The 13,132-nt window shown below is 61.1% G+C and carries 11 protein-coding genes; 5 read left to right on the top strand and 6 right to left on the bottom strand.

Going from position 1 to position 13,132, the window contains the following annotated elements; translation table 11 throughout:
* Positions 1-8: 8 nt before the first annotated feature.
* The 3 genes from AAAX73_RS01345 to AAAX73_RS01335 all read left to right on the top strand — a co-directional run bounded on the left by AAAX73_RS01345 (position 9) and on the right by AAAX73_RS01335 (position 2,188).
* A complete protein-coding gene (locus tag AAAX73_RS01345) occupies positions 9-755 on the top strand; it encodes an amino acid ABC transporter permease (RefSeq protein WP_035136546.1) in 747 nt (248 codons plus the stop codon).
* 3 nt (positions 756-758) lie between these two features.
* Positions 759-1,397, top strand: a complete 639-nt coding sequence (locus AAAX73_RS01340) for an amino acid ABC transporter permease (RefSeq protein WP_055285379.1) — start codon at positions 759-761, stop codon at positions 1,395-1,397.
* 167 nt (positions 1,398-1,564) lie between these two features.
* Entirely contained in the window at positions 1,565-2,188 is a 624-nt protein-coding gene (locus AAAX73_RS01335; protein ID WP_117734775.1) for a cytidylate kinase-like family protein, read from the top strand.
* A 462-nt stretch (positions 2,189-2,650) separates the two neighbouring features.
* On the opposite strand, the gene gltA is transcribed toward AAAX73_RS01335, so the two are convergent.
* The 6 genes from gltA to glmU form a co-directional block, all read right to left on the bottom strand.
* Entirely contained in the window at positions 2,651-4,060 is a 1,410-nt protein-coding gene (gene gltA / locus AAAX73_RS01330; protein ID WP_022094914.1) for an NADPH-dependent glutamate synthase, read from the bottom strand.
* Complete coding sequence (locus AAAX73_RS01325) at positions 4,051-4,890, bottom strand: sulfide/dihydroorotate dehydrogenase-like FAD/NAD-binding protein (RefSeq protein WP_006235793.1); 840 nt, start codon at positions 4,888-4,890, stop codon at positions 4,051-4,053. The genes gltA and AAAX73_RS01325 overlap by 10 nt, the downstream gene beginning before the upstream one ends.
* A 358-nt stretch (positions 4,891-5,248) precedes the next feature.
* Positions 5,249-5,878 carry an aminoacyl-tRNA hydrolase gene (gene pth, locus AAAX73_RS01320; protein ID WP_006235792.1) on the bottom strand — a complete coding sequence of 210 codons (630 nt, stop codon included), beginning with the start codon at positions 5,876-5,878 and terminating at the stop codon, positions 5,249-5,251.
* Positions 5,879-6,228: 350 nt separating this feature from the next.
* The gene (locus AAAX73_RS01315; RefSeq protein ID WP_349124821.1) at positions 6,229-7,356 is read right to left on the bottom strand and encodes a hypothetical protein; all 1,128 of its coding nucleotides are present in this window, start codon (positions 7,354-7,356) and stop codon (positions 6,229-6,231) included.
* Between the two features lie 451 nt (positions 7,357-7,807).
* Positions 7,808-8,794, bottom strand: a complete 987-nt coding sequence (locus AAAX73_RS01310) for a ribose-phosphate pyrophosphokinase (RefSeq protein ID WP_006235790.1) — start codon at positions 8,792-8,794, stop codon at positions 7,808-7,810.
* A 193-nt stretch (positions 8,795-8,987) separates the two neighbouring features.
* Positions 8,988-10,400, bottom strand: a complete 1,413-nt coding sequence (glmU, locus tag AAAX73_RS01305; RefSeq protein WP_349124820.1) for a bifunctional UDP-N-acetylglucosamine diphosphorylase/glucosamine-1-phosphate N-acetyltransferase GlmU — start codon at positions 10,398-10,400, stop codon at positions 8,988-8,990.
* Between the two features lie 207 nt (positions 10,401-10,607).
* On the opposite strand from glmU, the gene AAAX73_RS01300 reads away from it, so the two are divergent.
* Both AAAX73_RS01300 and AAAX73_RS01295 read left to right on the top strand, forming a co-directional pair.
* Positions 10,608-11,486 carry an energy-coupling factor transporter transmembrane component T gene (locus AAAX73_RS01300; RefSeq protein ID WP_349124868.1) on the top strand — a complete coding sequence of 293 codons (879 nt, stop codon included), beginning with the start codon at positions 10,608-10,610 and terminating at the stop codon, positions 11,484-11,486.
* Positions 11,486-13,129, top strand: a complete 1,644-nt coding sequence (locus tag AAAX73_RS01295; protein WP_349124819.1) for an ATP-binding cassette domain-containing protein — start codon at positions 11,486-11,488, stop codon at positions 13,127-13,129. The genes AAAX73_RS01300 and AAAX73_RS01295 overlap by 1 nt, the downstream gene beginning before the upstream one ends.
* Positions 13,130-13,132: the final 3 nt, after the last annotated feature.

The raw sequence follows: 13,132 nt of genomic DNA, 5'->3' as shown, positions 1-13,132 counted from the left end.
GGAATCAAATGCTCGAAGGATTATTTGACGCCGACCGTTGGTCGACGACATTTCAAAACATGGGGCCCTTCTGGGAGGGCTTTGGCGTGACGCTGCAGGTGGTCGTTGCCGGCCTGCTGCTGTCGCTGGTGCTGGGTACGCTGCTGGGCGTGTTCTCTACCACTCGCTCGCGCGTGCTGCGCGCCATAAGCCGCGTGTACGTGGAGTTTTACCAAAACACCCCGTTGCCCGTGCAGGTGCTCTTTATGTACATGGCCGGTCCGCAGTTTTTGCAGGCCATAACCGGTGCCGACCAGCCGGTGCGTATCGCGCCGTTCGTGCTGGGCTTCTTGGGTGTGGGTCTGTATCACGCGGCCTACATTTCGGAGGTCATCCGCACCGGTATCGAGGCGGTTCCGCGCGGTCAGATGGAGGCGGCCCAGAGCCAGGGCTTCACCCGTGCACAGGCGTACTGGTACATCGTGCTGCCCCAGACATTCAAGATCATTCTGCCGCCGCTGTGTAACCAGGCGCTCAACTTGGTCAAGAACACGTCGGTGCTCGCGCTTGTGGCCGGCGGCGATCTTATGTACCGTTCCGACAACTTTGTGAGTCTGTACGGTTACCTGCAGGGATACATCGTCTGCTGCCTTATGTACTTCATCATCTGCTTTCCGCTCGCCATGCTGGTGCAGTGGCTCGAGCGCCGCTCCAAGGAGCGTCCGCGCGGCGTGAGCCTGGCCGAGCTGGGGCTCGACAACGTAGAGGAGGCCTAGCGCATGGAAATCTTCAACGCGACCAACCTGCTCTACATTTGGGGCGGCTTTGTTAAGACGATCGAGATCTCGGCGCTGTCGATCTTTTTCTCGCTCATCTTTGGCACGGTGCTGGCGCTCGTTAAAAGCTATGCGCCCCGCCCGTTCCGTATTTTGGTGAGCGCCTATATCGAGCTGTTCCGTTGCACGCCGAACCTGCTGTGGATCCTGTTTATCTACTTTACGGTGCAGGGTTTGGACATTGTGATTTCGACCATCGCCTTCACGCTGTTTACCAGCGCTGTTATGGCCGAGATTGTGCGCGGTGGCCTCAACTCGATTCCGCGCGGCCAGTTTGAGGCAGCGCAGAGCCAGGGCTTCGGCTTCTTTGCCACCATGCGCTACATCATTCTGCCGCAGACGTTTAAGACGATCATTCCGGCGCTGTTTAGCCAGTGCACGACCGTCATTAAGGACAGCTCGTATCTTTCGGGCATTAACGTGGCCGAGCTCATGTACACGGCAAACGTCGTGATGGCCCACGCGATCGACCTGTCGCAGGTGCTTATGCTCTACGGCCTGGTGTTTGCGATGTACTTTGTGCTCAACTTTGGTATCTCGTTGCTGGTGAGAGCATACCAACGCCGCATCGTAGCCGCATAGCCTGGGTTTTCCTGGCACCCAACCTTGGCCTTCAAACCGTCGCTCGCGTACCAAAGTACGCGTCGCTCCTCTTTCAGGCCAATCTTGGGCACCAGGAAAACCCAGGTACGGTATCGTGGGAATAAGAGATAAACAGTCCTTTTCTCATGTGTTAGAAAGGAATCGCGATGAGCGATCTGGAGAATAAGAAGAATCCTGTGGTCATTACCATCGCGCGCGATTTTGGTGCCGAGGGTCACGAGATTGGCCGCATACTTGCCGACGAGTTGGGGATTCCCCTGTATGATAACGAGCTGCTGGTGCGCGCGTCGCTGCGTGCGGGCGAGTCACTCGACAAGATGGCTGCCTACGACGAGCGTCTGGCTGTGGAGAACATGGCGTTTCTGCCCGACCGCTACGATGCCCGTTCGTACTCGGACAAATTATTCCAAAAGATGAGCCAGGTGATCTTGGACCTGGGCGAGACCGAGAGCTGCATTATCGAGGGTCGTCTGTCCGATTATCTGCTGCGCAATAATCCCAACCATATTGCCGTGCTGGTGACCGCCCCCTTTGAGGACCGCGTCGAGATTGTGCGCAAAAAGCGTGGCCTTAATAAAAAGAAGGGCGCCAAGCTGGTCAAGCAGCAGCAGAAGGCGCGCGAGGCGTTCTATAAGCGCTACAGTGCCGGAAAGTGGAAGATGACGAGCGGCAAGGATATCGTCGTCAACCGCGCCAAGCTGGGCCGCGAAGGCTGCAAAGACGTCATAGCCGCTGCCTACCGCTACAAAGTGGCTCAACTCGAAGGCTAGCCGACCAAAAACCACCACAAAGGGTACAGGCACCTTTGTGGTGGTTTTTGTTTTAGGCCGAGGGGAAGGCCTTGGCGGCAGTGCCTATCCTCGGCTTTTGCATAGTCTCGATCTGTAACACCAAGCCAGCGAAAATGGCTCTAACTGTTACAGATTGAGATGAACCGTTCGGCCGTCAGCCCAACGTCTTGATCTGTAACACCAGGCGGCATATTTGGTCTCTAACTGTTACAGATTGAGATGCAGCGTGGCCGGCCGGCACAATATCTCAATCTGTAACAACTGCAGGGCTCAACGGACTCCAGCTGTTACAGATTGAGACAAAACGACCGACCAGGCCCCCAACCACCACAAAGGTGCCTGTCCCCATCGTGGTGGTTGGGCGGCCGGCATAGAAAAAGTCCCCGCCGGGCGTGTGCTCGACGGGGACTTTGCCGTTTTGGTGGCTAACGCTGAGGGTGATTACTCGCCCAGCAGGCTCTTGGTAATGGAGGCAGCGGCCTTCTTGCCGGCGCCCATCGCCAGAATGACCGTAGCGGCACCGGTGACGATGTCGCCGCCGGCCCAGATGCGGGGATCGGTGGTCTGGCCGGTCTCCTCGTCGGCAACGATGTAGCCCCACTTGTTGAGCTCCATCTTGCCGCCGATCTTCTTTGCGAAGGGGTTGGCGTTGGTGCCGATAGCCGAGATCGCGACGTCGCAGGGGATCTCCTCGATGGCGCCCTCGATGGGCACCGGGCGACGGCGGCCGGACTCGTCGGGCTCGCCGAGCTCCATCTTCTGGACCTTGACGGCGCACACGGAGCCGTCCTCGCCAGCGACAAACTCGAGCGGGGAGACGAGCGGCAGAACCTCGACGCCCTCGGCCTTAGCATGGTGCAGCTCGGCGCGACGGCAGGGCATCTCGTCCTCGGTACGGCGGTAAGCGATGATGGCGTGCTCGGCGCCCAGGCGCTTGGCGGTACGGACGGCGTCCATAGCCACGTTGCCGCCACCAAAGACGACGACGTTCTTGCCGTGCTTGGTGGGGGTGTCGTACTCGGGGAACTTGTTGGCCTTCATCAGGTTCACGCGGGTGAGGTACTCGTTCGCGAAGAAGACGTTGGGCAGGTTCTCGCCGGGGACGTTGAGGAACTTGGGCAGGCCAGCGCCGGTCGCCACGTAGATGGCGTCGAAGCCCTGCTCGAACAGTTCCTCGGCCGTGGCCATGTTGCCCACGACGGAGTTGTACTCAAACTTGACGCCCATGTCCTCCAGGCCGTCAATCTCGCGCTTGACGACCGCCTTGGGCAGACGGAACTCGGGGATGCCGTAGACCAGCACGCCGCCGCCGGTGAAGAAGGCCTCAAAGACGGTAACGTCAAAGCCGTTGCGGGCGAGCTCGCCGGCGCAGGTGATGCCGGACGGGCCAGAGCCGACGACGGCGACCTTCTTGCCGTTCTTGGGAGCCATCTTGGGCGTGGAAGCGAGCTCGGGGCGGTCACCCAGGAAGCGCTCGAGCTGGCCGATGGCCACGGGCTCGGACTTCTTACCACGGATGCACTTGCCCTCGCACTGGTTCTCCTGCGGGCAGACGCGACCGCAGATGGCGGGAAGCATAGAGTCCTCGCGGATGGTATCGAGAGCGCCGCCGAAGTCCTTCGCACGGATCTGCTCGATAAAGCGGGGGATGTTGATGTTGACGGGGCAGCCCTCAACACAGAACGGCTTCTTGCAGTTGAGGCAGCGCTCGGCCTCGGCCAGCGCCATCTCCTCGGTGAAGCCCTTGTCGACGGGGCGGAAGTCGCAGGCGCGCTCGGCAGCCGGCTCCTCGTTATCGGGGGTGCGGGGCGACTTCATATCGGCAACGAAACGACCGTTAACTAGTGGCATGCGCAGCTCTTTTCCTCATAGGCCTTGAGGGACTCGCCCTCTTCGGAACGGTAAGCGGCCTGGCGGGCACGAAGGTCATCCCAGTCGACTAGGGTGGCATCGAAGTCGGGGCCGTCGACGCAAGCGAACTTGGTCACGCCGCCCACCTCGACGCGGCAGCAGCCGCACATACCGGTGCCGTCAACCATGATGGGGTTGAGCGACGCGGTGATGGGGGTGTCGTACTTCTGGGCGGTGAGGGTCGAGAACTTCATCATCGGAACGGGGCCGACGCAGAAGACCTGGCTCACGGCCTTGTCCTGCAGCAGGCGCTCCAGCGGAGCGGTGACAACGCCCTGCTCGCCGTAGGAGCCGTCGTCAGTGGTGATGTGGATGTGGTCCTCGTCGAGGAGCTCGCGGAACTGGTCCTCCATAAGCAGGAGGTCCTTGGTGCGGGCGCCCATGATGGCGTGCACCTCGTGGCCGGTCTCGACCAGGTGCTTGGCGACCGGGAAGGCAATTGCCAGGCCGACGCCGCCGCCAATGACGGCGCAGGGGCCCTCGGCCATCTCGGTGGGAACGCCCAGCGGGCCCACGACGTCGCGCAGCGACTCGCCGGCCTCGTAGGTGGAAAGCATCTCGGTGGTCTTGCCGATCACCATGAAGATGAACTCGACCCAGCCCTCGTCACCGTTCCAGCCGGCCAGGGTAAACGGGACGCGCTCGCCCGTCTCGTTGGCGCGAACCATGAGGAACTGTCCAGCGTGCGCATGCTTGGCGATTGCGGGCGCCTCGATGCGGAACTTGAACACCTTCTCCGAGAACTGCGTCTTCTCCAGGATCTTATACATAGAACCCCTCTCTTGTTAGGGCCGCCGAACCGTGCCTCCACGGAAATGGACGGTAGCCCGAGTAAAACCGTACGCGCACAGGCGTTGTGCAGACATACGGTGCAAATTATACCCTCATGGACATGCTGTTTACGTGTGTCTTCGGCAGGCGGAAAAGTGACCTGCCAAAAAGGGACAGGTTTATTTCGGCAGGTTTTATCAGGCAAAACGGCAAAGGGGGCCGGCCTCGCGCATCGGTGAGGCCGGCCCCCTTTGGAGCGCTGCATATGTATTGCGGCACAGGGCTTATTGCGATGCGGCCGCCGCGGCGTTTTCGCATATAAAACCTGCCAAAATAAACATCCCTAAATGGTAGGTTTTAGTGCTTGCCGTTGGCGGAGGCGGCGCCGTTGACATGGTCGCGGGCATAGACCACGCCGTGCACGATCGCCAGGCCGGCGGCGTCGGCCGCGCGGGCGCAGGTGTCCTGGAAATCCTCGGCCTCGCGGGCGCGTAGCTGCTTGAGCACGTAGTCGGCGACGGCCATCTTGCCGGGAGGGTTGCCGATGCCGGTGCGGATGCGGCTGAAGTCGCGGCTGCCCATCTTGTCGATGATGGAGCGCAGACCGTTGTGGCCAGCATGGCCGCCGCCCACCTTAACGCGCACGTCGCCGGCGGGAATATCGAGCTCGTCGTGGATTACGAGCAGCTCCTCGGCCTTGATCTTGTACTCGCGGCAGAGCTTGGAGATGGGACCGCCCGAGGTATTCATGTACGACTGCGGCTTGACCAGCACAATCTGGCGCTTGCCGCCCTCTTCCTCGGGGTCGTTGATGTTGATGAGCGCGACCTCGGCGCCGGCCTGGTTTTTCCAGTACGTGACGCCGGCCTGACGGGCCAGCTCGTCGATTGCCTTAAAGCCGGCGTTGTGGCGGGTCTCTGCATATTCCTCGCCCGGGTTGCCAAGCCCGGCAACCATGCGAATCTTAAGCGGCTGTGCAGCTGCCATGTTCGTCCTTTCGTTGATTTGTCGCCTGCTATGGTGAGCGACCCTGTTGCCGCTGTCAAATGGAGGGCAATTGAGGTTGTTTGGGGGCGTTTGGACGGCCGTCGAAATCCGAGGTGGACAGTTAGTTCAGATACGTATAAGTTCTAGGACTCGAATTGCTCAATTCAATGCCGATGCGTTGTTTTGGAGCTTTAGTTAGCCCATATGACGCTGTTTTGAAGTCTATCCTGCCTTCAAATAGGGCGAATGGTATAGAGATGGCTGCAAAACAGCCTAATTCAATGTGTCCTTCTATACGTATTTGAACTAACTGTCCAGCCCTGCTCGGCGGCGCACGGGTGATTCGCCGTTTAGACCGGCGCAAGGCCGATTCCGGCCCGCAGAGCGTTGAGCCAAGCGGCCTGACGCTTGCGATAGCCCTTGATGCGATATCGGAATCGGACTCCCGCGAGTCGATGCATCGTTTGGGCGAAGGCTTCGAGTGCAACAAGGTCTTTCATTTGGTCGCGATTGATAACCAGGACGTGGATGCCCATTGCCTTGAGACCATTATTTCGATTGCCATCGTGGATGCGAGCGTTTTGAAGCTCATGCCCGATTCCGTTGTATTCGTTGTCGACTCCGGCTGCCGGGCAATACAGGTCGCAGATGGCGTAAGGGATGCCGGAGGACATGTTGACCGCAAGAGTGTCGAAGTCGATTCGATAGTTGAGTAGCAGGCCTCCCATGGGCAGATTGCAACATCCGAAACCGCCAAAGCGCATGGGTGCTCCGAGAACGGCAAACATTAGGGATTCGGCTGGGGATGCGGATCCAGCCCGGGCGAGTTTAACGGCCGTACGAAACGAGGCGTACGAGCTACTTTTGGCGAACCGTGCGACCGCCTCGAGCTCTTCGATGGTCGTTGCGGGCTCGCATTTGTAGTGTGCCTGTTCATAGCGGGTTTCGTTCAGTTGCTCGGCCACCGACTGGTTGCCCAAGCAATCAAGATCGCCCGTCGCTGCGCAGCCATCGCTCTTGGGCCAGATGTCGTCATGGGCAATAGGGTATGTTGCCCCGGGAGGAAGGGAGTAGGTTCCGAGCAGTTCCATGAGAAGCATCAAGGTTTTGGCGACTGATTCATTTTTGGAACAAAGCATGGCTGTCACGGCGGGAGACGTTGCGTAGATGTCGGCCTCGACGTGCATAATTGCACCTTCAGGAAGCGGAGCGGAGAGAATATGCTGAAGAAGTCGCTTGTCGGGGCGTCTGTTGTCTTCGTCTGAAACGAGAAGATCGAGCAGTTCGGAATCATCTTCATTCCAGGCATCGAGTATCGAAAGTGCGCCAAAGTCTATCGCGTCATTATTGGGAATGCAGCTAGCCAAGGCCTGTGCTTGCTGTTCACTATCAACGAAGTCCCAGGGTAGGGCAGAGTACGCCCGTCGTGCGCGACGAATTGCGCGGAGGGCGGAGAGATGTGAAATCACGGTCGTCATAGCTATAACGTACTAAGTTGGCGGCAGAATGCGACCGCCATACCGTTCTTTTCGCTCAGCGGGGCGCTGCGCGCCACGAACGGCTGGGTGTTATGAAATCGGTGGAATCGGTCGAGGGGATTGCAGGAAATTGAGCTCTGCCGCGAAGGTTGACGATATCTACTGGACAGTTAGTTCAGATACGTATAAGGCGGCGGGCGTTCGAGGCGTTTCTAAGGGCCTTTGAGGGCGATTTGAGGATAAATATGCAGCGGTTGTACTCGAAAACGATGAGCTTTGGACGGTATGGCATCCGCCGGGGAGCTACGAAGGCTCCGAACGGCTCTTTGGAGCTTTAGAAAAATACGTATCTGAATTAATTGTCCAGGGAAGGTTGGCGAGGGATAGAAAAGGGTCGGAAGCGAGCTTCCGACCCTTTAAAAACACCAAAGATGATGCGATGCGCGTTGGATTACAGCGCGAAGTCGCCGCCGACGAGCGTGGAGACGGGCTCCTCGTGGTAAACGGCGGAGATGGCCTGAGCGAACTCCTCGGCGACCGAGATGGTCTTGATCTTGCCGCCGACCTCGACGGGGATGGCATCGGTGACGACGCACTCGACGATCGGGGCGTCGTTCAGGCGCTCGATGGCCGGACCGGAGAAGATACCGTGGGTGGCGCAGACGTAGATGTCGCCAGCGCCCATGGCCTTGAGCTCCTTGACGTTGGCGCACAGGGTGCCAGCGGTGTCGATCATGTCGTCATTGATGACGCAAGTCTTGCCCTTGATGTCGCCGATGATGCCCATGACCTCGGCAGCGTTGTGGCGCGGACGACCCTTGTGGGCGATGGCCAAGTCGCAGCCGAGCATGTCGGACAGCTTCTTGGCGGCCTTGGCACGACCCACGTCGGGGGAGACGACAACCAGGTTGTCGGTGTCGAAGTGCATGTCGTTGTAGTACTGGCCAAACAGCGGCAGTGCGGACAGGTGGTTAACCGGGATATCGAAGAAGCCCTGGATCTGACCCTGGTGCAGGTCGAGGGTGATGATGCGGTCGACACCGGCGCGCTCGAGCAGGTTGGCGACGAGGCGGGCGGTGATGGGCTCGCGCGGGCCGGCCTTGCGGTCCTGGCGGGCATAGCCGTAGTGGGTGATAACGGCGGTGATGGAGCGGGCGGATGCGCGCTTGGCAGCGTCGGTGGCGATGAGCAGCTCCATGAGCATGTCGTTGACGTTGCCGCCGGCCACGGACTGAATCAGGAAGACGTCGGCGCCGCGGACGGTCTCGTCGTAGCGGGCGTAAATCTCACCATTGGCGAACTGCTTTAGCGTAAGGCCCGAAAGCTCGACCCCAAGGTACTCAGCGATCTTCTGAGCGAGGGGACGGTTGGAGGAACCGGAATACACGCGGATGGACTTGCGCATATTCTCCGACTTCTCGGGATCATTAATCGGCATTACCCTTCTCCTTTATACATCGAATGCCATATAGATGCCTTGTTGCATTGTAACCGCGCGACGGGGCTTATCGAGCCTTGATAACGTCTTTACCGTCAACGGACACGAACCGACCACTCATCCGGTCGCGCAGGTCACAATAGAAAAAGGAGCCGTCCCCATGGAAACAGCTCCTTTTGTGCTTGGTAAAACGTTATACCTCGTCGTCCTCGTGCAGACGGCGGCGATAATCGGCGGCCCAGCCCTCAATATTTACCTGACGGGCGCGGCCCAGACCGAGTGCGTCGGCCGGAACCGGCTCGGTGATGACGGAGCCGGCGGCAACGAGTGCACCGTCGCCGATCTGAGCGGGCGCGACCATCATGGTGTCGGAACCGATGAAGGCATCCTTGCCGATGACGGTCTTGTGCTTGTGCACGCCGTCATAGTTGCAGGTGATGGAGCCCGCGCCCACGTTGACGCCGGAGCCCATGGTGGTATCGCCGATGTAGGACAGGTGGGGCACCTTGGAGCCCTCGCCGATCGTGGACTTCTTGATCTCCACGTGCGTGCCGGCCTTGGAGCCGTCGAGCATGTGGGTGCCCGGGCGTAGGTAGGCGCGCGGGCCGCAGTCGACGCCGTTCTCGATGACGGCCTCGATGGCGATGGTCTCATCGATGATGCAGCCGCTGCCGACGGTGGTGTCGGTGAGGCGGCTGTTGGGGCCGAGCTGGCACTCTTCGCCCACGGTGACGTGGCCGATCAGATGCGTCTGCGGCCACACGACGGTGTCGCGGCCGATGGTGGCGTCGGGGCCGATCCAGGCCTGCGTGGGGTCGATGAACGTAACGCCCTCGGCCATCCAGTGCTCGTTGATGCGGTCGCGCGCGATGGCGGTGAGCTGCGCGAGCTGGATACGGCTGTTGACGCCCAGGCCGTCGCGGTAGTCATCGCAGTGGAAGATGGAGACTGCCTGGCCGTGGCCTTTGAGGATCTCGAGCATGTCGGGCAGATAGTACTCGGACTGCGCGTTGTCGTTGCCGATCTCGTCGATGTGTGCGGCGAGCTGCGCGCCGTCGAAGGCGTAGCAGCCGGCGTTGCACTCGAGCAGCGTGGCGGCCTGCTCGGGCGTGCAGTCCTTCTGCTCGATGATGCGCTCGATCTGGCCGTCGGCGCCCAGCTTGATGCGGCCGTAGCCGAAGGGGTCAGGCGGGGTCATGGTCATGACGGTGCAGGCGAGCTCGCCGGTGGCGACGGTCTGCGCGAACTTGGCGACGGTGTCGGCGGTAATGAGCGGCAGGTCGCCATTGAGCACGACGACGGGGCCTTGCGTGATGCTGCAGGCCTCGAGCGCGACCTTGACGGCGTGGCCGGTGCCCAGGCGCTCGGTCTGCTCGACGCACTCGACCTTGGTGGCGCTGTTGGCGTAGGCGCCGTCGATAAGGGCGCGCATCTCGTCGGCGTGGCTGCCGATGACGACCACGACGCGGCTGCAGCCGGCCTTGATGGTGGCGTCGACGATCCACTGGACCATGGGCTTACCCAGGATCTTGTGCGAAACCTTGCAGTGGTTCGACTTCATGCGGGTGCCCTCGCCGGCGGCGAGGATAATTGCGGTTGCGTCCATGTGATCTCCTGTTACGTTATAGAGACGTGTGTTTGGAAACGATACACGGCGCAATATGATACCGCAGGCATATGATGAGCGCGTAACGATTGATGCGCGACGGCCGATGTCGCTGCCGCCGACGTGGTGTTTGCGCTGGTTGTGCATGGCGGCGGCGCTGCGGCGTTGGCGTTTTGCGCGAGGGGATGGGAGGTGCCCGTGGACATCATGCGAGAGGAATCGGGCAACGAGCCCGTCGCGGCATTTTCGATGTCGCATCCGGCGGTGCCGGCGCTCTACATGGTGCTGACGCTGGGATTCACCATGTTCTCGATGCAGCCGGTGCTGATTGCGCTGTCGCTTGCGGGCGGGTTGGCGTACGGGTTTGCGACGCGCGGCGCCGCGCGTACGTTGGGGGCGCTTCGCTGGCAGCTGCCGGTGATTTTGATCATCGCGGTGCTCAACCCGCTGTTTAGCGCCTCGGGCTCGACAGAGCTGTTCCGTATTGGCATGCGTGCGGTGTATCTGGAGAGCATGGTATACGGCCTGTGCATGGGCGGGCTGTTTGTGGCGAGCGTGCTGTGGTTTGAGGCCGCGGCATCGATGCTTGGCTACGACAAGGTGCTTGCGCTTCTGGGTAACGCCGCGCCGGTGATCGCGCTCATGATCTCGATGTGCATGCGGCTTATCCCGCAGTTTTTGCGCCGCGGTCGTACGGTACTGGCGGTGCAGGATGCGATTGATGTGCCGGGTCGCGCGCCGGCCGACCCCGTGCGCTCGCGCTTGCGGGCCTCGAGTGTGCTGATGGGCTGGGGCATGGAGGATTCGCTGGAGCGCGCTGACGCCATGCGCTCGCGCGGATGGGGCGCCGCGACGCGTCGTACGACGTACGCGCGGTATCGGCTGGGGCGCGGCGATGCTGCCGCGCTGGTTGGGCTCGCGCTGTTTGGCGTGGCCACGATGGCAGTGGCGTGGACCGCGATGGCGCAGTATTCGTTTTACCCGCAGCTTTCGGTGCCGGCACCGTGGCCGGGCTATGTTGTATACGCGGCCTGGATGGCGCTGCCCTGCGTACTGCGTGCGATTGACGAAAAGAGGTTTGGCTGATGGCTCGGTTGGATGGGAGCATGATGGCGGGCGCGGCGTGCGGCTCGGATGCGCCGGCGATTGAAGTGCGGGGTCTGAGCTTTACCTACCCCGGGGCTGAGGCACCGGTGTTCGAGGGGCTCGATTGGCGTGTTTCCCAAGGAGCGTTTGCGCTGCTTGTTGGCGGTACCGGATCGGGCAAGTCGACGCTGCTCTCGCTGCTCAAACCCGAGATTTCGCCGGCGGGCGAATGCACTGGCGAGCTGCGCGTGCTGGGCGAGAGCGCTGCCGATATGGACGTTCGGGCGTCCGCAGAGCGCGTGGGCTATGTGTTTCAGGACCCAGAGAACCAGATCGTGTGCGAAACCGTGTGGCACGAGATGGCGTTTGGCCTGGAAAACTTAGGCATGTCGCGCGACGAGATGCGCCGTCGCGTGGCCGAGACCAGCTATTTCTTCGGGTTGGAGGATTGGCTCCACCGCGATACCGATACGCTTTCGGGCGGACGCAAGCAGCTGCTGTCGCTGGCGGCCGTGCTGGCGCTGCGTCCGCGCGTGCTGCTGCTCGACGAGCCCACGTCCCAACTGGATCCCGTTGCCGAGAAGAGTTTTCTGCATGCGCTGTTCCGCGTGAACCGCGAACTGGGCTGCACGGTTGTCGTGGCAACGCATCAACCGCGGCCGATGCTCGAATATGCGACGTGTGCGTACCGGATTGAGGGCGGACGCGTGTGCGAGGTGGCTGACATTGCCTCCTTGGGGCATCGTGAAGAGCTGTTTTCTGGTGAGGCGTCAGGGTGGGGTGCCTCTCGGCGTGCAAAAAACGGAGTTTTCAGCAGCGCCAGCGGCCAGCTGGGCTCTTTGGACCCGCGCGCGGGCGCTCCGGGTGCAGAAAAAGGGCTGAAATCGGACAAATCGGGTGAATTTGAGGCGCAAATACTGCCGCAAGACGACTCGGGGGCGCCATCGCGCGCCGATGGATGCCGAATACTCCCAAAAATGCACGCTGGGTCGGCTACCACCCTGGCAGGGAGCTGGTTTCGCTACGATCGAGCGTCCGGCTGGGTGCTGCGCGGACTCGATGCGGCGTTTTCGGCTGGCGCGGTGCATGCGGTTGTGGGCGGTAACGGCTGCGGCAAGTCGACAATGCTTTCGGTGCTGGCCAAGACGGTCAAGTTGCAGCGTGGGCATATGGAGCGCGGGGCGGCCTCGGCGGCGCTGCTGCCCCAGAACCCCAAGGCGTTGCTGGTTGCCGAGACGGTGCGCGGCGAGCTGATGGAATGGGCTTCGACCTGCGGATATGATGAGGCCGTGGCGCGGGGGCGCGCGGCGAGCCTGGGGCTGTCGGACCTGGATGGGCGCCACCCGTACGATCTTTCGGGCGGACAGCGTCAACTGCTCGCATTGGCAAAGCTGCTGCTGATTGGCCCCGAACTGCTATTGCTCGATGAGCCCACCAAGGGTTTGGACCTGGCCAGCCGCCGCATCATCGCTTGCGCCCTGCGTGACCATGCAAAGGCTGGCGGCACCGTCATCATGGCCACGCACGATCTGGATTTTGCCGAGCAGGTTGCCGATGACATTGCCATGATGTTCGACGGTGAGATTGCCTGCATGGAGCCGCCGGTCGACTTTTTTTCCGACAACGTGTTTTATAGGGCGTGATGG

This window comes from Collinsella sp. CLA-ER-H9 (genome assembly GCF_040092295.1).
Classification (GTDB): domain Bacteria; phylum Actinomycetota; class Coriobacteriia; order Coriobacteriales; family Coriobacteriaceae; genus Collinsella.
Note: the sequence above shows the minus strand (reverse complement) of the source record. Positions and strands in the feature narration are given on the sequence as shown.